Source organism: Microbacterium sp. A8/3-1 (assembly GCF_040267695.1).
Lineage (GTDB): Bacteria > Actinomycetota > Actinomycetes > Actinomycetales > Microbacteriaceae > Microbacterium > Microbacterium luteolum.
Genome location: NZ_CP158357.1, coordinates 3,724,880 through 3,743,840, shown reverse-complemented (window position 1 = coordinate 3,743,840; position 18,961 = coordinate 3,724,880). Strand labels below are relative to the sequence as shown.

At 69.8% G+C, this 18,961-nt stretch carries 14 protein-coding genes; 2 read left to right on the top strand and 12 right to left on the bottom strand.

Features of this window, described 5'->3' with window-relative positions; all coding sequences use genetic code 11:
• Positions 1–299: 299 nt before the first annotated feature.
• From ABS642_RS18280 to ABS642_RS18270, 3 genes are all read right to left on the bottom strand, one after another.
• Positions 300–1,349: an aminotransferase class I/II-fold pyridoxal phosphate-dependent enzyme gene (locus tag ABS642_RS18280; protein WP_350351247.1), complete on the bottom strand. Its 1,050-nt coding sequence runs from the start codon at positions 1,347–1,349 to the stop codon at positions 300–302.
• 105 nt (positions 1,350–1,454) lie between these two features.
• Positions 1,455–2,135, bottom strand: coding sequence for an FCD domain-containing protein (locus ABS642_RS18275; RefSeq protein WP_282215966.1), 681 nt, complete (start codon positions 2,133–2,135; stop codon positions 1,455–1,457).
• Positions 2,136–2,276: 141 nt separating this feature from the next.
• Positions 2,277–3,890: a thiamine pyrophosphate-binding protein gene (locus tag ABS642_RS18270; protein WP_350351246.1), complete on the bottom strand. Its 1,614-nt coding sequence runs from the start codon at positions 3,888–3,890 to the stop codon at positions 2,277–2,279.
• 87 nt (positions 3,891–3,977) lie between these two features.
• Between ABS642_RS18270 and ABS642_RS18265 the strand changes: the two genes are divergently transcribed.
• Together ABS642_RS18265 and ABS642_RS18260 are read left to right on the top strand one after the other, a co-directional pair.
• Positions 3,978–5,147 carry a helix-turn-helix domain-containing protein gene (locus ABS642_RS18265; RefSeq protein ID WP_350351245.1) on the top strand — a complete coding sequence of 390 codons (1,170 nt, stop codon included), beginning with the start codon at positions 3,978–3,980 and terminating at the stop codon, positions 5,145–5,147.
• A 62-nt stretch (positions 5,148–5,209) separates the two neighbouring features.
• Positions 5,210–6,586 (top strand): aldehyde dehydrogenase family protein, encoded by a 1,377-nt coding sequence (locus ABS642_RS18260; RefSeq protein ID WP_350351244.1) that lies wholly within the window; start codon positions 5,210–5,212, stop codon positions 6,584–6,586.
• Positions 6,587–6,655: 69 nt separating this feature from the next.
• On the opposite strand, the gene ABS642_RS18255 is transcribed toward ABS642_RS18260, so the two are convergent.
• The 9 genes from ABS642_RS18255 to ABS642_RS18215 all read right to left on the bottom strand — a co-directional run bounded on the left by ABS642_RS18255 (position 6,656) and on the right by ABS642_RS18215 (position 18,785).
• Positions 6,656–8,329, bottom strand: a complete 1,674-nt coding sequence (locus ABS642_RS18255; protein ID WP_350351243.1) for an FAD-dependent oxidoreductase — start codon at positions 8,327–8,329, stop codon at positions 6,656–6,658.
• 9 nt (positions 8,330–8,338) lie between these two features.
• Positions 8,339–8,983, bottom strand: coding sequence for a 4-carboxy-4-hydroxy-2-oxoadipate aldolase/oxaloacetate decarboxylase (locus ABS642_RS18250; protein WP_350351242.1), 645 nt, complete (start codon positions 8,981–8,983; stop codon positions 8,339–8,341).
• Complete coding sequence (locus tag ABS642_RS18245) at positions 8,980–9,633, bottom strand: RraA family protein (RefSeq protein WP_350351241.1); 654 nt, start codon at positions 9,631–9,633, stop codon at positions 8,980–8,982. Before ABS642_RS18245 ends, ABS642_RS18250 begins: the two co-directional genes overlap by 4 nt.
• On the bottom strand, positions 9,630–10,316 hold the full coding sequence (locus tag ABS642_RS18240) for a 4-carboxy-4-hydroxy-2-oxoadipate aldolase/oxaloacetate decarboxylase (protein ID WP_350351240.1): 687 nt from the start codon (positions 10,314–10,316) through the stop codon (positions 9,630–9,632). Before ABS642_RS18240 ends, ABS642_RS18245 begins: the two co-directional genes overlap by 4 nt.
• Position 10,317: 1 nt before the next feature.
• Positions 10,318–11,334: a hypothetical protein gene (locus ABS642_RS18235; RefSeq protein ID WP_282215958.1), complete on the bottom strand. Its 1,017-nt coding sequence runs from the start codon at positions 11,332–11,334 to the stop codon at positions 10,318–10,320.
• Positions 11,335–11,366: 32 nt separating this feature from the next.
• The gene (locus ABS642_RS18230) at positions 11,367–12,368 is read right to left on the bottom strand and encodes an amidohydrolase family protein (RefSeq protein WP_350351239.1); all 1,002 of its coding nucleotides are present in this window, start codon (positions 12,366–12,368) and stop codon (positions 11,367–11,369) included.
• A gap of 155 nt (positions 12,369–12,523) precedes the next feature.
• Positions 12,524–14,404, bottom strand: coding sequence for an FAD-dependent oxidoreductase (locus ABS642_RS18225; RefSeq protein WP_350351238.1), 1,881 nt, complete (start codon positions 14,402–14,404; stop codon positions 12,524–12,526).
• 187 nt (positions 14,405–14,591) lie between these two features.
• Positions 14,592–16,040, bottom strand: a complete 1,449-nt coding sequence (locus tag ABS642_RS18220; protein ID WP_350351237.1) for an aldehyde dehydrogenase family protein — start codon at positions 16,038–16,040, stop codon at positions 14,592–14,594.
• Between the two features lie 216 nt (positions 16,041–16,256).
• Positions 16,257–18,785: an ATP-dependent Clp protease ATP-binding subunit gene (locus ABS642_RS18215; RefSeq protein ID WP_282215954.1), complete on the bottom strand. Its 2,529-nt coding sequence runs from the start codon at positions 18,783–18,785 to the stop codon at positions 16,257–16,259.
• Positions 18,786–18,961: the final 176 nt, after the last annotated feature.

The window sequence follows — 18,961 nt, the reverse complement described above, 5'->3', positions numbered from 1 at the left end:
CGATCATCGCGACCGGGAAGACGAAGATCAGCGTGAGCGCGGCGATGAACACGGCCCACAGCCCCGCGCCCGTGAACGCGCGGCGCTGAGATGCTCGCCGGTCGCGCTCGAAGTCCATCGTCGCAGTCACTGCCATTCCCTTCGCGCAAGCTGTGCGGGTGTTCCGCCGCGGTCCGGTTCGGGTACGAACCGCGGCGTTCGTGTTGTGTGTCAGCGTACGAACCGACGGGTGGACGGTTCATCGGTGACGGCTCTGAAGTCCGTCCTGGCGGCTCCGACACGGTGTCGGAGCACGGTGCTCATCGGAGTGCGGCCAGCGCGGCGTCGTTCTCCGCGGGCAGTCCGACCGTCACGCGCACGCCCCCGGCGTGCGGGAACGGGCGTGCGAGCACGCCCTGCGCCTCGAAGCGCGCGAGCAGGTCTGCGGCGTCTCCCTGGAGGAAGAGGAAGTTCGACTGACTGGGCAGGAAGGAGACGTCGGCGGCACGGAGGGCGTCCTCCATGCGGGCGCGCTCGCTCACGATCGTCGCGACGCGCTCAGCGGCGACCCGCTGTCCTTCGGGGCTGAAGGCGGCGATCACCGCCGCCTCGGCGATGCTGTTGAGCGCGAATCCGACAGAGGTGCGCCGCAGCGCCTCGGCGGTGCGCGGCGTCGTCACGGCATAGCCGGCGCGAACGCCGGCGAGGCCGTGCGACTTCGAGAGCGTGCGCAGGATGACGAGGTTGCGGAACTCCTCGAGCAGTGCGGTGGTCGCCTCGAAGGGTTCGGACGTGACGAACTCGCGGTAGGCCTCGTCGAGGACCACCAGGACATGCGAGGGGATCTCGCGGAGGAACGCCCGGATGCCGTCGACGCCGACGAGTCCGCCCGTGGGATTGTTCGGATTGCACAGGTAGACGATGCGCGTATCCGTGCGGAGCGCCGACGCCATCGCCGAGAGATCCATCGCACCGTCCTCGGCGAGCGCGACAGGCGTGCTCTCGGCGCCGGCGAGTGCGAGCGCCGCGGGGTACGCCTCGAACGACGGCCAGCAGTACACACCGTGCACTCCGGGCTCGCAGACGAGGCGCGCGAGGCCGTGCAGCAGCGAGCCGGAGCCGTTGTCGATCGCGATCCGTTCGACGTCGAGTCCCATCGCCGCAGCGATCGCGGTGCGCGCCGCCGTGCGGTGGTAGTCGGGGTAGCGGTGCGTCGCACGCGCCGCCTTCTCCATCGCCTCGACGATCACACCGGTGGGCTCCCAGGGCATCTCGTTCTGGGAGAGGCGGATCGGTGGCGGGGTCGATCTCGCCGGCCGGTTCGGGGTGGCGAGCATCTGGTCGATCACGCTGCGGAACTCGAGCGTCATGGTGTTCCCCCTCGGGGCGAAAGGTATTGTCAATATTGAATATGAACAATATTCATCGAGAGCACGCCTGTCAACCTGGGACACCCAGGAAACGGTCGCCAGGGCTCAGGATCGAGCGGCAGCCAGGGACGACCCGCGGTGCCGGTCGACGGCCGAGGACGCGAGTGCGTGATCGCGGCGGATCACGGCATCGGCGAAGTCGAGATGGGTCTGCAGACGCTCGGGCGTCGTCGGCGCGGTGGCGCCTTCGAGCTCCTCGACGATGATGTACTCGACGAGGTTGGTGTACAGGCTCCGCAGCAGCTCGTTGGGCGTGATCCGAGCGATGCGCGCGTGCAGCCCCCACATGGCACCGGAGCCCTCCGGCGTGCCCCACGACGCCTCGAGCAGCTCGGCCGCACGGCGGACCTCCGCGATGTCGGCATCGTTCGCGAACTCGACCGCGTCGTGGAGGACCGTCCCGTCGAGCGCATCGAGCACGCGCAGGCAGTTGGTGACCGTCGCCGTCCCCTCCCGCAGGCTCAGCAGCTGATCGCTCAGCTGCGTGAACGGCGAGCGGTCGGCGACGAAGATCCCTCCGCCCGGCCCCGGCTTCGCATCCACGATCCCCCGCGAACGGAGCAGCTGGATCGCCTCACCGAGGGTGGCGGGCGCGACGGAGAATCGGGCGGCGAGTTCCTGCCGCCGCCCGACGAAGTGCCCGGGCTTCCACCCCTCGGCCGTGATCTCCTGCTCCAGTGCTCGAGCAACCTGCACGGCGACGGCGGCGTTCGCGATCTGCGCCATGGCACTCCCCTTCGATTCCGGACGACGACGGCTGTGACGCCGCACGGACGGCGGACGCGACTCACACAAGAGACAGTCATGATCGTCGCGATCGCCGATAGGGATTGATTATATTGATCTACGCGGTTCTCCCGGCCCCGTTCAGCGCTTCGGCTCGTGGATGAACGGCCAGGGCGAGGGGAAGACATCCACCGGCACCTTGATGACGGCCGGCCGACGGGCCGTGATCGCCTCGGAGATCCGCCGCTGCACGGCATCCGCATCCTCCGCCAGCGCGAAGTCGATGCCGAACGCCTTGACGAGCAGCTCGAAGTCCGGATTCGTGAGATCGGATCCGATGAAGCGCCCGCCGTAGGTGTCGCGCTGGATGCGCCAGACGTTTCCGAACCTGTTGTCCTCGAACAGCACGGTGATCAGCGGGATGCCGTACTTCTTGGCCGTGGCGAACTCCTGCAGCGACCAGCCGATCCCGCCGTCGCCGGTGACGACGACCACGGGCCGGTCGCCCGCGCCGACCGCGGCACCGAGCGCGGTGGGCATCGCGTAGCCGAGCGTGCCCTGGTAGCCGGGCCACACGTAGGAGCGCGGCGCCTGGACCGGGTACCCGTAGGTCGAGACGTACCCGATCTGCGTGAGCTCGTTGACGAAGATGCCGTCGGGGGGCAGCGCGGCCCGGATCGCGTCGACGAACGCCATCTGCGGCGCCACCTGCGCACGGACGCGGTCGTCGCCGTCCTCCCGGAGGCGTCGGAGCTCGTCGCCCCAGGCCTCCCGGCGCTCGACGCGGGCGACCAGAGCCTCCAGCACCGCCGTCGCATCCGCGTTCACCGCGATGTCGGGACGCCGCGGGGCCCGGAGGTCGGCGGCGTCGATGTTGACCAGGGCGAGACGAGCGTCGCCGATGTTCAGCTGCTGGCCGAAAGGCGTGAGGAAGCGGCTGCCGAACGACACCACCGCGTCCGCCGTCTCGCGCAACTCCCAGAGGGCGTAGGCCGAGAGGGCGTGCGGGTCGCGGGCATCGATCGCTCCGCGGCCGTTCTCGCTCATGACGACGGGGGCATCGAGGAGATCGGCGAGGCGCGCGAGCAGGTCGAACGCCCGCTGACCCTTGACACCGCCGCCGACGTGGATCACGGGCCGGTTGCTGGCCGCGAGCAGCTGTGCGATCTCGGTCACCTGCTCTTCCGGCACGACGGGCGCAGCGACCGCGAACGGCTCGCCGACCTCGAGATCGGCGACGGCGTGCAGGATATCGGGTCCGAGCTCGAGAGCCACGGGGCGCGGACGCCCGGTGCGCATCTGCCGGAAGCCCTCGTGCACGAGCTCGGGGATCTCCTCGACGCGGGTCGGCCTGGCCGTCCACTTCGTGAGCCCCTCGATCGTCTCCGTCTGCTTCGGGATCTCGTGCAGCGCACCGAGTCCCGCCCCGACCAGGGTGCTGGGGATCGTGCCGGCGAGCAGCATCACCTGCGACGAGCAGGCGTAGGCGGTCGCCATGCCGGCACCGGCGTTCAGGACTCCCGGCCCGGGGACGACCATCGCGACGCCGGGCCTGCCGGTGACCCGGTGGTAGCCGTCGGCCATGTAGGTCGTGCTCTGCTCGTGCCGAGGGACCATCAGGCGCACCTCGTCCTGGCGACGGTACATGCCGTCGGTCAGTCCATCCAGCTGGACGCCGGGGATGCCGAACACGGTCTCCGTCCCCTCGCTGATCAGAGCCTGAGTGAGTGCGTCTCCGCCTGTCATCTTCGTCATACTGGTCGCCTCTCGTGTAAATGACTATATTGAATATAGATCGAATCGAGAGGCGACGACAAGTCGCCGACGAACGGGAGGGCCGAGATGAGTCTCGAAGGACAGGTCCAGGCATACGCCGACCGGCTGGGTCGGCCGATCATCGTGTTCGATGTCGAGTTCACCGTGATCGCCTTCAGCGTGCACGACCGCGACGTGGACCACGCCCGGCTGGCGATCATCCTGTCGCACAAGGGCTCGTCCCGCGCGAGGGAGTCGATCCGCGACTACCGGGTAGGACAGTCCGACGGGCCGGTCCGCATTCCGCCCCTGAACGGCGGGCTCACCCGGCACGTCGCGCCCGTTCGGCACGAAGGGCTCGTGGTCGGGTACGTCTCCTCCACCATCCCCGAGGAGAACCCGGACGCGGAGCTCGTCGACGACGACGTGCTCCGCGACGCCCGCGCGCAGCTCGGCGTCATACTCGCCGCGATGGCCCTCGGCAACCGTGAAGACGAGGACCGGGCGCTCCGCCTGGTCACCGCGCTGCTGCACGGCGACGTCGAGCAGCGCGGGCGCGCCGCGGACGAGCTCCTCACCGGCGGTCTCCTCTCCCCTGCACCGCACTACACCGTGATCACGATGTCTGCGCCGCCGCCGGCGGATCCGAGCTCGGCCGCCTTGCGGCTGGTGCTCGACAGGGCGCGCACCGCGATCCCCGCGTTCCCCTCGCTCACGGCCGTCGGCACCGTCATCGACGGCGAGGCGATCCTGGTCGTGCCCTACCAGATCGATGGCGAACGACTCGCCGCCCTCCTGAGCCTCCCCGCCTTCGCCCGGCTGCGTGCCGGCGTCGGAGGCGCGCATTCCCCTCTCGCCGACGCTCACCGCTCGCTCCGCGAGGCGCGCATCGCCGGGCGAGGAGCCGCTGTCGATCCGATGAGGGACCGCGTCGTGCACTGGGCGGATCTCGGACTCGACCGCGTGCTCCTGCAGCTGCCGCTGGAGGACCTGACGACGGCGGATCTCCCGGTACCGGTGCAGCAGCTGCTCGTCGAGCAGTCCGGGCCGGATCTGGCGGAGACGCTCGAGGCGTATCTCGACTGCGGATGCGACGCGCAGCGCACCGCGCAGGAGCTGCACGTGCACCGCAGCACCCTGTACTACCGCCTCGACCGGGTGAGGGCGATCATCGACGTCGATCTGTCCGATGGCCTCGTACGTCGTGAGCTCCACACCGGACTGCGCGTGGCCACACTCGCCGGCCTGCGCCACTAGGACTCTCGAAGACCGCGCCTCACGGCACGACGACCCCGGAGACTCCGGGAAAGGAAACGGAAATGAACGAACTCCTCCAGACAGTGACGGCCCCCGCGGACACCGGCCGTCCGATCCTCGACGCGGCGACCCGCGAGGTCATCGGGCACGCGCCGGTGCAGAGCGTCGCCGACGTCGATGCGGCGATCGCCGCGGCCTCGCTCGCCCAGGCATCCTGGTCCGCCCTCGGCCACGCCGAGCGGTCGCGGCTCATGCGCCTGGTCGCCGACGACATCGACGCGCATGCCGCGGAACTCGGTCAGATCATCACGCACGAGCAGGGCAAGGTCGCCGGCGAAGGCGAGGCGCACGGGGCCGCGCACTGGCTGCGCGGAGCCGCCGACACGGTGCTCGAGCCGCAGCAGCTCGCCGAGGGATCCGAACTGCATTACGTCCCGCTCGGGGTGGTCGCCTCGATCGGCCCGTGGAACTTCCCGGTCATGATCGCGGTCTGGCACATCGCGCCGGCGCTCCGGATGGGCAACACCGTCGTGATCAAGCCGTCCGAGAACACCCCGTTGAGCGTGCTGGCGCTCGTCGAGATCTTCCGTCGGCACCTGCCCGCGGATGTGGTCACCGCCATCTCCGGCGACCGCGAGGTGGGCGCGGCCCTCGCCTCCCACCCCGACATCGCGAAGATCGTGTTCACCGGCTCGACGGCCACAGGACGCCGGATCGTGGAGAGCTCCTCGGCGAACCTCGCCCGTCTCACCCTCGAGCTCGGCGGCAACGACGCGGGCATCGTCCTCCCCGGCACCGACGTCGACGCCATCGCCGACACGCTCTTCTGGGGCGCCTTCATGAACACCGGCCAGGTGTGCGCCGCCCTGAAGCGCCTGTACGTGCACGACTCGATCTACGCGGAGACGGTGGCGGCGCTCGCCGCCCGTGCGGAGGCGGCCCCCATGGGCTCCGGCCACGACAAGGCCAACCGGCTCGGCCCCGTCCAGAACCCTGCACAGTTCGACATCGTCGCCCGGCTCGTCCGCGACGCCGAAGAGCGCGGCGCCCGGATCGTCACCGGAGGGGAGCCCGCCGCAGAGCTGGGCCCGCTCTTCTACCGCCCCACGATCATCGCGGATGTCGACGACGACGCCGCCGTCGTGGTCGAGGAGCAGTTCGGCCCCGTGCTGCCGGTCATCCGCTACACCGACGTCGACGACGCCGTCCGCCGCGCCAACGGCACGGAACAGGGACTGGGCGCCTCGGTGTGGGGTCCGGATCCCGACGCGGCGGCCCTGATCGCCCAGCGGCTCGATGCCGGCACGGTGTGGATCAACCAGCACGGCGGCGTCGACCCGCAGGTGCCCTTCGGCGGCACGAAGGCGTCGGGCTACGGCCTGGAGTTCGGCGTCGAAGGGCTGAAGGCGATGGCGGCGACCAAGGTCATCCGGCGCTGAGGACGACATGGGAGGGGTCGGTCGTTCCGTGCGATCGGCCCCTTCCTCCGTTCGCGCCGCCCGAGGGGATCAGACGGCGGCGACGACGCGGGTGACGCGAGCGCCGCGAAGCAGCTCCCACAGCTCGTCCGCCGTCGCGGCATCCGCCCGGTCACCGCGCCAGACGACCTGCTGGTCCTGACGCACGAGCGTGAGTGCGCGGCTGTACTCGGGGGGAAGCGTCGCGCGATCGACCTCGACGACCGCCAGAGGGATGCTGCGGTCCTCCGCGACCGCCGCGAGGGCCGATCCGTCGGCACCGTCCCGCACCACGAGCGTGTACCCGTCGGAGAGCAGATCGTAGAACGAGGTCCCGTCCGCGAGCCGGAAGTGCGGCGCGCGGCATCCGGGCACCGTCGAGGGCGTGTACTCCCCCATCGAGTAGCCGGGGGCCTGTTCCTGGTCGTAGGCGATGACCGGTGACGCGCCGTACACGTAGCCGTAGTTGAGTCCGGCCGCGGCGAACTGCGGTTCGTTGAGCGCCCGCACTGCGGCGCCGAACTCCGTCCGCGCCGCCTTTCCCGCAGCCGTGTCGTCTTCGAGCGCCTCCGGGAGGGACGGCCTGGCGAGCTTGCGCTGGTGGTCCATCGCGAAGTGCGACACCTGCTCGGTGATCGGCCGGCGCTCCGCCTCGTACGCGTCGAGGATGCCCTCGTCCGCCCAACCGTGCAGATGCGCGCCCAGCGTCCAGGTGAGGTTGAGCACGTCCGCGATGCCCGCGTTCATGCCGAAGCCGGCGAACGGCACCCACAGGTGCGTCGCGTCGCCCGCGAGGAACACCCGTCGGTCCCGGAACCGGTCGGCGAGCAGTCGACGCGCCACCCAGTCCTCCTTCGACACCATGTCGAGCGCGAAGTCCTGGTCGACGCCGAGGATCGCCCTGATCGCGGCATCCCGATCCACCGAGCCCTCCTCGGCCGCCTCCTCCGGCGACAGGTAGGTGTGCACGAGGAACGTCTCCCGGCCGTCGATCGCGTAGACGTGCCCGAGGCGGCGCGCGTTGAACGTGTAGTAGCCCCAGGCACGCGGCTCCGCGGCGGTCATCCGGTCGTACAGCTCGGCGGACCGGATGCAGGTGGACTGCACGTGCTGCAGCACGGCATCCCCGCTCAGTTTCGCGCCGATCTGCTTGCGCACGTTCGAGCGTCCGCCGTCGGCGCCGATGAGGTATCGGCCGCGCAGGATCTGCTCGTTCGAACCGTCGAGGTCCGAGACCACGATCGAGACCGAGGCGTCGTCCTGCGACAGCGTGTGGAACAGCGTGCGATTGCGCAGCGTGATCTCGGCCGCGGCCGCGGCGCGCCGGGCGAGGATCGGCTCCAGGAAGGTCTGGTTGATCCGGTGCGGGGGCTCCGGGGTGTTCCATGACGTGTCGGGCCCGCGGCGCGAGGTGTACCGCTCGCCGCTCGCCGGGATCGGGATGCGCGCGAACTCCCGGCCGGTGAGCGAGGTGCGGAACGCGACGTCCTGGGGGTAGTCGGCGGGCAGCCCCGCCTGGCGCACCTCGGCGGCGATGCCGAGACGACGGAAGCTCTCCATCGTGCGCGAGGCGACGTGGTTGCACTTCACGTTCGGCGGCTCGAGGTACTCGCGCTGCTCGATCACGATCGTGCGGATGCCGCGGGCGGCGAGGTCGAGGGCGGCGACCAGACCGACGGGGCCGGCGCCGATGATGAGGACGTCCGCGTCCAGGTCGTGGGTCATGTCTGCCTCTCAGGGGGTCGTGTCGCGGCGCGGAGCACCGAGACGACGGAAGTCGTAGACGTCGAGGGTCGTCTCGCCGTCACGGAGTCGTGCCATGTAGGCGTCCTCCTTCGCGGCGCGATCGCGCGAGGCCTCGAGCACCTCGTCGTAGCGCTCGGCGGGGATCACGGCGATGCCGTCGCGGTCGGCCACGATCACGTCTCCCCGGCGCACGACGCGCCCGCGCAGGGTGATGGTGGTGCCGACGGCTCCCGGCCACTGCTTGATGGTGCCGCGGATCGAGATCGAGGTGCTGAAGGCGGGGAACCCGAGGGCGGCGAGCTGCGCGGTGTCGCGCACGCCGCCGTCGATCACGAGTCCGCGGATACCGCGGGCCTGCGCGGCCACGGTCATGACCTCTCCCCAGTACCCGAACTCGCCGCCACCGCCGTCGACGACGAGCACGTCGCCGTCCGCCGCGGCCTCGATCCCGTGGTGCAGGGCGAGGTTGTCTCCGATCTGCGCCGACACCGGGTAGGCGCGTCCGACCAGCTGCGCGCCGTCCCATGCCGGGCGGAACGCCGGGGCGAGGAAGCAGTCGCTGCGTGAGGCCTCGTACAGCGTGGCGCTCCCGAGGCGCAGCAGCTCCTGCGCGTCGGCGTCGAGCTCGCTCACGCCTCGGCCCGCTGCAGGTCGTGGTAACCGTAGCGTGCGCGGGCCTCGGCGATCGTCGCGCCGCCCAATGCCGCGGCGAGGATGGACTCCTCGCGCGCATGGATCAGCTCGGCCGTCTCGAGCACCTGCTCCTCGACGTCCTGCGGGATCGCGACGACCCCGTCCGAGTCGCCGAGCAGGATGTCACCGGGGCGCACCGTGACGCCGCCGATCGTGACGGGCCCCTGCTCCTCGGCGACCTCGACCCTGTCCTTGCCGGTGCGCATGAAGCGTCCTCGGCTGTAGATCGGATAGCCGATCGAGAGAGCGCGGTGCGTGTCGCGGCAGACGCCCTCGATCACCGTGCCGGAGATGCCGCGGTGGTGCGCGACGGCGGTGAGGATGTCGCCCCACACCGTGCAGTCGACGCGGCCGTCGTTGTCGAGCACGACGACCTGCCCCGGCTCGACCTGGTCGATGAAGTCGCCCACGGTCCCCGCCGGCACCTGCGCGCTGACGTAGCGGACGGTGAAGGCGCGACCGACCATGTGCTGCCCGTCGGCGAGGGGAGCGATGCCGAGCAGACTGCCGGGGCGGCCGTGCTTGTCGAGCGCGTCCGAGACGGTGGCGGTGCCGAGGGCGGCGAAGCGCTGGGCGAGGGTGTCGGTCATCTCTCCTCCGTGGAGTCGGTCGATGCGGTCACGGTGGGGAACTGGGAGTCGTGCATGACCTCGCTGACATCGCGGCCGGCCCGCACCGCCTCGGCCATGCGGGCCTCACGCGCGATGATGCGCCGGGCGAGGGCGACCACGCGGTCGACCTCGGCAGCGGGGACGAAGACGACGCCGTTGACGTCGGCGACGACGTAGTCGTGCGCGGCGACCGAGACACCGGCGATCTGGATGCGCTCGTCCATCGCCTGCTGCACGATGCGGCCCCGCGCGCTGACGGGCACCGCGGCACGCGCGAACACCGGGAGCCCGAGCGCTTCGCTCTCCTGGACGTCACGGCAGGCGCCGTCAACGATCACTCCGGCGATCCCGCGCTGCACGGCCGCCTCCGCGAGGAGGCCGCCCCAGCAGGAGACGTCGGTGCGGCCGTGGTTGTCGATCACCACGACGTCGTCGGGCTCGGCGACCGCCACGAGCGGCGTGGCGATGTGCGTCCCCGGTCCCGCGGCCGCCTTGGGTGCGGCGGTGACCGTGCGCACCCGTCCGGCGACGGTGCGTCCGGCCGACCACATGCCCGCCAGCCCGGTCACCGCACCCGGAAGCCCCAGCGTGTCGAGGGCATCCGAGACGGCACAGCTGTCGAGCGTCCGCAGCGCCGCGACGATGTCGGAGGAGGGCGTCATCTCAGGCGCGCTCCCACGTGACGAAGCCCATCGCGTTGCCGGTGCCGGCCTCGGTGCGGTAGCAGGGCTCGTAGTCGACGTTCGTGACCGTGAGGCCCACCTCGTCGGCGATACCGGCGACGGCGATCCAATTGCGCAGCTCCGAGGCGCCCGACTGCATCTCGGCGGCCGGGACGGCGGAGAGGTACTCCGCGTCGTGGTCCTTCATCGCCTGGAGGAACTCGCTGTCGAGCTTCTCGTCGATCACGAAGTGGCTGAGGCCGCCGGAGGCGACGACGCCCACGCGCAGGTCGCCCGGGAACGACTGGATGGCCCGCGCGACGGCGCGCCCGAAGTCGTAGCAGCGCTTGGCGCTCGGCGGGTTCGGCTCCCAGAACGTGTTGATGAAGATCGGCACCATCGGAACGGTGGACTCCTCGCCCATGAACCGCTGGTAGATGAAGCCGAAGCCGTGCGGGATCGAGTGGTTCTCGTAGCGCCCGGCCGGCACGATCTCGGTCGCACCCGTGTCGAAGTCCTCTGCCTGGGTGGACTGGATGATGTGCTTGCCGAGCGCGCGGTGGGTCGGACGCACGATCGTGTGATCGGGGACATCGCCCTTCGCCGCCTCGGCGAGACCGGGAGCCATCTCGTCGAGCTGCTCCTGCGTGAACGGGACGTGGGCGACCTCGTCGCCCCAGAACACCGAGAACGGGGCCAGCCACTCGTCGCCGTAGGTCTCCTTGTGATCGCTCGAGACGATCACGAGCACATCGACCTTCTGCTCCGCGATGAACCGGGAGAGATCGTCCATCGACGCCTGGCAGCTGTCCCAGCGGCGCTGCATCACATCGTGGGTGATCTCGGCGGAGAAGTCCTCACGCAGCGCGCGGAGCTCATCGAACGTGTGCGTGCCCCCGCGGAACTTGAGGCCCTTGCTGCGACGATCCGCGGTGCCGCGGGTCTCCCAGGCCTCCGGCGGTGCGGCCTTCAGCTGCGGTCCGTGCGAGGTGCCGAATCCGGCGACGATCTCGGTCATGGTGGATCCCTTCTCGAAGTGCGGTGTGCTGCTCAGAGCCGGAAGAGGCTGCGGGCGTTGTTCTCGAGCACGTCGGCGCGACGGTCGGCGTCGAGCCACTCGATGTCGTCGATGAGCAGGTGGATGTCGTCGAACCAGCGACCGCTGGCCGGATCGATCTGCGATCCCGTCCCCGGCTTCTCGGATCCGAACAACACGCGGTCGGTGCCGACGGTCTTGATAAGCAGCTCGAGGCTGTCCTGCGTGTAGAGGCAGGAGTCGAAGTAGAACTTGCGGAGCTTGTCGACGTACGAGACGCCGGTGCGCACCACCGAGGGGAGGAAGCGGCCCATCTGGTAGGGGATCGCGCCGCCGCCGTGCGAGACGATGACCTTCAGGTCGGGGAAGTCCGCGAAGACGTTCGACTGGATCATGCTCCAGATCGCGACGGTCTCCTCCTGGATGAAGTGCAGGCTGTACGGCTCACGGGAGGGGAACTTGCAGCCGGCCGAGTGCAGCAGCATCGGCACGTCGAGCGCGCACAGCTCCTCGTACAGCGGGTACCAGTAGCGCTCCCCCATCGCGGGCGGCACCTCGGTCCCCTCGTAGGGGTCGGAGTTGACCATGGCGCCGACGAACCCGAGCTCGGTGACGGCGCGGCGCAGTTCGGGGAGCCACTGCTCGACGCTCAGGTAGGGGCTCTGCGGGATGCCGGCGATGCCCTGGAATCGGCCGGGGAAGAGTTCGGCGGTGCGCTTGATGATGTTGTTCGTCTCGGCGGTGAACCACTCGACGATCCTCGTCGGACGCTCGGAGTGCATCGCGTGGAACGGCCGCGGCGACAGCAGCTGCAGATCGATCCCGGCATCGTCGATGTGGGTCATGTGCGACACGTGCCCGAAGCTCGGGTGCGGAGCGTGGTACGCCGCGATCAGCTCGTCATCCGTGATCACGGGCGGCTTGCCGCCGTGCGACCCGCGGGCCGCCAGCAGCGACGCCTTCCACGCGTAGTAGGAATCCGGGGCGGACATGTGGCCGTGGACATCGATGATCACGGTGGCTCCTTAGAACTGTGCGGGTCCGGCTTGTGCGGCGAGGCGGCGTCCCCTCGACGCTACGGAAGGGGTGGACGACACGAATCGGTGCGCTGCGGGAAACTGCCGCAGCCCGCTCCGACACGGTGTCTGAGATCGGGCGGCGTCGGCGGCCATCAGCGCACCAGCACGTTCGCTGCCGCCCGGATGCGGCGCAGGTACGGCTCGGCCGGATCGCCGGCGGGTGCGTCGCCGCCGCGGAGGATCGTCTCGAGGGCCGCGGTGAGCTCGGCATCCGGTTCAGCGGGAAGGCGGGTGGCCCGCCAGGCGACCTTGCGATCCGGCCGCACCAGCAGGGCGCCGTCGTCGTCGATCTGACGCACAGCGGTCCACGCGGCATCGTCGTCGGCGATCGCGACGACCGTGATGGGCATGTTTCGGGATGCCGCCGCCACCGCCGCGCGCCATCGCGGCGCGGCCGACTCCGAGGTGAGCAGGGTCAATCCGGCCGCGGCGATCAGATCATGCGCCGAGACGGAGCCGCCGTCGTCGCCCGCGGCGCTGTCGAGCCACACGTGGGGCAGGTGATGTCCCGGACGCGAGGTCGCGTGGAAGGTCACGGGATCGGAGGGATCCCCCGGCACGGGCGTGTCGTCCGGCACCAGCGCCCCGGCCCAGTAGTGGTACCCGGCCTCCACTCCGAGCTGGCTGTAGTCGTGCGCATTGTGGGCGACCTCCGCCGCCACACGGGCGCGCATCGCCTCGCCTTCGGGAGTCTCGCTGACGAACACCTCGAGCCCGCGGAAGCCGGCGGCCTCGTCGTCGCAGAAGCCGAGGGCCTCTGCGATCGGAGGATGCCGGTTCGCGTTCTCGAGCGAGTGCGCGGTGTACCACGCCACGACCGGCCGACGTTCGGCCTGGTAGCTGTCCAGCAGCCCGTCGGGAGCCTGTCCGTCGAGGACGGCGGCGAGCTTCCAGCACAGGTTCTGCGCATCCTGGATGCCGCTGTTGAGTCCCAGCCCGCCGGTCGGCGGATGCTTGTGGGCGGCGTCGCCGACGAGGAACACCCGCTGGTCGCGGAACTGCTTCGCCACGAGGCCGTGATAGCTCCAGCGCGTCATCGAGTGCATCGTGATCTCGTGGTCATCGGCGAGGCCGAGCATCCGGCGGATCGACGCGAAGAGCGCCGCCTCGTCGTCGGGATCGCCTTCGACCATCCACGCCGCCACCGACACCAGCCACTCCTCGGAGTCGCGGTTGTAGTGCGTGGGTCCGAGCGCCTGGATCGTCCCGCGGCGCCGCGCACCACCGGCGGGATGCAGGAAATGGCCGAGGAGAGCATCGGGCTCCGACCACGCCGACAGGTCCATGCTCACGTGGTAGTTGACGACCTCGCGCATGTCGCGCGGCCCCTCCAGCTCGATGCCGAGGAGGTCGGCGCTGTCGCGTCCGCCGTCCGCGGCGATCACGTACCGGGCGCGCACGGTGCGCAACTCGCCGGTGACGAGGTCCTTCACCGATACGACGGCCGATTCGGAATCCTGCTCGATCGCGACGACCTCCTGCCTGCTCCGGATGCGCCCGGGCGCTGCGGCGAGCGCATGCCGGTGGATCAACGGGTCGAGCCGCAGCTGCGGCATGTTCGCGAAAGCGCGCGGGCTGGACGAGCGGTAGCGTTCGGCATCCGGTCCCCCGCCCCACGCCGGCACGTCGCCGATCTTCATCCCGTCGAAGCGCCCCGGCCCGGTCGCCGTCGTGTACCAGGCGGCCTTGCGCCAGCGGTCGTGCGCCGGGGTCGCCCCATAGATGTCGCCGGCGACGCCCATGTCGTGGAATGCCTCCATGGTGCGCGGGTTGAGCAGGTGCGCGCGAGGGAAGCGGAACACGAAGTCGCGCCGTTCGACCAGGAGCACGTCGACACCGCGCTGCGCGAGCATGATCGCGCAGGAGAGGCCGACCGGCCCTCCGCCCATGATCAGGACGTCGGTGGAGTCGGGCCAGACGTCGTCATCGAACGACGTCGACGGGTCCCGGGGGCTCTTCACGGATGCGGACACAGGCTCCTCCTCGACTGCGGAGTTCCCAGGCTAGATTCGGGCGATCCGCGCCCGATACGTGACCGCGGAGCGAAACCGGGACCCTGATTCCGACACGATGTCGAACGGGAGCGAGGCTGCGGGCATGACGAAGAGGACGAGCCCACCCCCTCGGCGCTGCTCGTCCTCTCCGTCCGCAGACCGGGTCTCAGTCTGAGATCGTCGGGACCGTCACCCACTGCCAGTAGGTGAACTCGTCCAGGTTCCAATGGCCGCCGTGTCGTCCGCCGTTGCCGGAGGCGCCGATCCCGCCCATCGGGATGTGCGCGGCGTCGTAGATCGTCTGGCCGTTGATCGCCACCATGCCCGCGCGCAGTCGGGAGGCGAAGCCGAGTCCGCGCGCGATGTCCCGGGTGTGGATCGCCGCGGACAGCCCGTAATCGCTCGCGTTCGCGAGCTCCAGTGCCTCTTCGGCGGTGGAGAATCGGGTCACCGGTGCCACGGGGCCGAAGATCTCGCTGCGGAACGCCGCGTTGGCCGCATCCACTCCGTCGAGCACCGTCGGCCGGTAGAACACGCCGTCATGTGTGCCCCCGTGCACGATCCGGGCTCCGCCGTCGACGGCGGCATCCACGATCCCCTGCACGCGTTCCGCCTGCGCGGTCGTGATGAGAGGGCCGAGCGTGGTGCCCTCGGCGAGAGGGTCCCCGAGCCGCATCGCCGCGGCCGCCGCGCCGAGTCGTTCGACGTACTCGTCGGCGATGCTCTCGTGAACGAGATGACGCCCCGTCGCCATGCAGATCTGGCCCTGATGGCGGAATGATCCGCCGATGCCGGAGGCCACGGCCAGATCGAGGTCGGCATCGGCCATCACGATGAAGGCGTTGTTTCCGCCGAGTTCGAGGATCACTCGTTTCAGGAGCCCGCCGGCGACCTCTCCCACGCGTCGACCCGCCGCGGACGATCCGGTGAACGAGATGACGTCGGTGTGCGGGGAGCGGACGACGGCCTCGCCGGTCTCGGGACCGCCCGGGAGGATGTGCAGGACCCCGTCCGGGAGGCCTGCGCGTTCGAAGATCTCGGCCATCACGGCGCCGCCGGAGAAGGGGGTCTTGACGTCCGGCTTCACGATCACGGCATTGCCGAGCGCGATCGCCGGAGCGACCGAGCGGATGGCGAGCATCAGGGGCGCGTTCCACGGGGCGATCACGCCGACGACGCCCACGGGGATGCGCCGGGCGATACCCAGGGTCGACGGGTCCTCGACGGGGAGCACATCACCCTGCGACATCGTCACCAGGCTCGCGGCCTCGACCAGCTCGTCGATCGCCTTGCCGACCTCATGCGCGGCCTTCGTCGGCAGCGATCCGCTCTCCCGGATCAGGACGTGCTCGACGTCGGCGCGGATCTCCCGCAGCGCGTCCGCGGCCCGGCGGAGGACGCCCGCCCTGGTGCGGTACGACGCGAGCGCCCATTCCCGCTGCGCGGCGACCGCGGCGCGACCGGCCTGCTCGACGTCGTCCGCGTCGGCGATCCCGACCACGCCGACGGTGCTGCCGTCGCCCGGCGAGGTCACCGCGAGCGTTCCTCCGCGCGGCTCACGCCAGCCCCCGGAGTAGATCCGTCCGTCGGCGGCGCCAGGCTCCCAGTGCGTCATCGCATCCTCCGGTCCGATCTGAAGTCTCTGGTGATGCTAGCCGCCCGCGCCTTCGGTCACTTCGGTCGCGCTTCCGAAACCGGATCGCGTATCACCGACACCGTGTCGTAGTCCGCCGGGCACAGCGAAGGGGCGGATGCCGCAGCATCCGCCCCTTTGCTGGTCCCTGCCCTTCGTCTCGCTGCGCTCGCTCAGGAGCCGCAGCGAGAGGGAGGGTCACTCCCCGCTGGCGACCGCCAGATCGGGGGTGCCGCTGATACCGGCGCCGCCGGTGTTGATGCCGACCGCCACCTTCTCACCGCGCGGACCGTGCTCGAACAGGAACTCGCCGTTCGCGGCATCCACCTTGACGTGGTCGCCGGAGTTGAGCTCGCCGTGCAGGATCTTCTCGGACAGACGGTCCTCGACCTCGTGCTGCATCGCGCGACGCAGCGGACGGGCGCCGAGAGCCGGGTCGAAGCCGATCTCGATGAGACGCTCCTTCGCCGCCTGCGACAGCTCGATCGTCATGTCGCGGTCCAGCAGACGCTCGCCGAGGCGCTTGGTGAACAGATCCACGATCTGCACCAGCTCGCTCTTGGAGAGCTGCGGGAACACGATGATGTCGTCGACACGGTTCAGGAACTCGGGCTTGAAGTGCCGCTTGAGCTCTTCGTTGACCTTGCCCTTCATCCGGTCGTAGCTGGTCGAGTCGTTGCCCTCGATCTGGAAGCCCACCGGGCCGCCGGCGATGTCGCGCGCACCGAGGTTGGTGGTCATGATGATGACCGTGTTCTTGAAGTCCACGATCCGACCCTGACCGTCGGTGAGACGACCCTCTTCCAGGATCTGCAGCAGCGAGTTGAAGATGTCCGGGTGGGCCTTCTCGATCTCGTCGAAGAGAACCACGCTGAACGGCTTGCGGCGCACCTTCTCGGTGAGCTGGCCGCCCTCTTCGAATCCAACGAATCCGGGAGGGGCGCCGAACAGACGCGACACGGTGTGCTTCTCGCCGAACTCGCTCATGTCGAGCGAGATCAGTGCGGCCTCGTCGTCGAACAGGAACTCCGCGAGAGCCTTGGCGAGCTCGGTCTTTCCGACACCCGTGGGGCCGGCGAAGATGAACGAGCCCGAGGGGCGCTTCGGGTCCTTGAGTCCGGCGCGCTGGCGACGGATGGTCTTGGAGAGGGCGGCGATCGCCTCTTCCTGACCGATGACGCGCTGGTGCAGGGCCTTCTCCATGAAGACGAGCCGCGAGGACTCCTCCTCGGTGAGCTTGAACACCGGGATGCCGGTGGCCTGCGCGAGAACCTCGGCGATCAGACCCTCGTCGACGACCGCGGAGGTCGCGACGTCGCCCGCACGCCACTGCTTCTCGAGACGCAGACGCTCGGCGAGGAGGCTCTTCTCCTCATCGCGGAGCGAGGCCGCCCGCTCGAAGTCCTGCTCCTCGGAGGCGACTTCCTTCAGCTCGCGGACCTTGGCGATCTTCTCATCGAATTCGCGCAGCTCGGGCGGGCTCGACAGGATGCTGAGGCGCAGACGCGCACCGGCCTCGTCGATCAGGTCGATCGCCTTGTCGGGCAGGAACCGGTCGGAGACGTAGCGGTCGGCGAGGTTCGCCGCGGCCACGATGGCGCCGTCGGTGATCTGCACCTTGTGGTGCGCCTCGTAGCGGTCGCGGAGGCCCTTGAGGATGTTGATCGTGTGCGGCAGCGTCGGCTCGTTGACCTGCACCGGCTGGAAGCGGCGCTCGAGCGCAGCATCCTTCTCGAAGTGCTTGCGGTACTCGTCGAGCGTGGTGGCGCCGATCGTCTGGAGCTCACCGCGGGCGAGCAGCGGCTTCAGGATGCTGGCGGCGTCGATCGCGCCCTCGGCGGCACCCGCACCCACGAGGGTGTGGATCTCGTCGATGAAGACGATGATGTCGCCGCGCGTGCGGATCTCCTTGGTGACCTTCTTCAGGCGCTCCTCGAAGTCTCCGCGGTAGCGGGAGCCGGCGATGAGCGAGCCGAGGTCGAGCGAGTAGAGCTGCTTGTCCTTCAGCGTCTCGGGGACATCGCCCTTGACGATGGCCTGAGCGAGACCCTCGACGACGGCGGTCTTGCCGACGCCGGGCTCGCCGATCAGGACGGGGTTGTTCTTGGAGCGGCGGGAGAGGATCTGCATGACCCGCTCCGCCTCCTTCTCGCGACCGATGACCGGGTCGAGCTTGTTGTCGCGCGCGGCCTGGGTCAGGTTGCGACCGAACTGGTCGAGGACCTGCGAGCCGCCCTGCGCGCTCGGGGTGTCGTTGGTCTGCGCGCCGACGGATGCCGGCTCGCGTCCCGGGGCACCGGAGAGCAGCTGGATGACCTGCTGGCGGACCTTGTTGAGGTCGGCGCCGAGCTTGACCAGCACCTGCGCGGCGACGCCCTCGCCCTCGCGGATGAGACCGAGGAGGATGTGCTCGGTGCCGATGTAGTTGTGGCCGAGCTGCAGGGCCTCGCGGAGGCTCAGCTCGAGCACCTTCTTGGCGCGGGGCGTGAACGGGATGTGGCCGGTCGGCTGCTGCTGACCCTGGCCGATGATGTCCTGCACCTGCTCGCGCACCGCGTCGAGGGAGATGCCGAGACTTTCGAGCGCCTTGGCGGCGACGCCCTCGCCCTCGTGGATGAGGCCGAGCAGGATGTGCTCGGTGCCGATGTAGTTGTGGTTGAGCATCTTCGCCTCTTCTTGGGCGAGGACGACCACTCGACGGGCTCGGTCCGTGAATCTCTCGAACATGCTGTGACTCCTTATTCGCACTGGGGCGAAGCGCTGCGTCTGTCACGACGTTCTGCGCTTGTACATCGAGAGTAACCACCGCTCGGGCGGTGTATGCCCGTGTTCGCCGTGGGCATAGCCCTCACGCTCCCGTGGCGCTTTAGGCGGGTGGCGCGGTCGAACACCCGCCGTTTCCG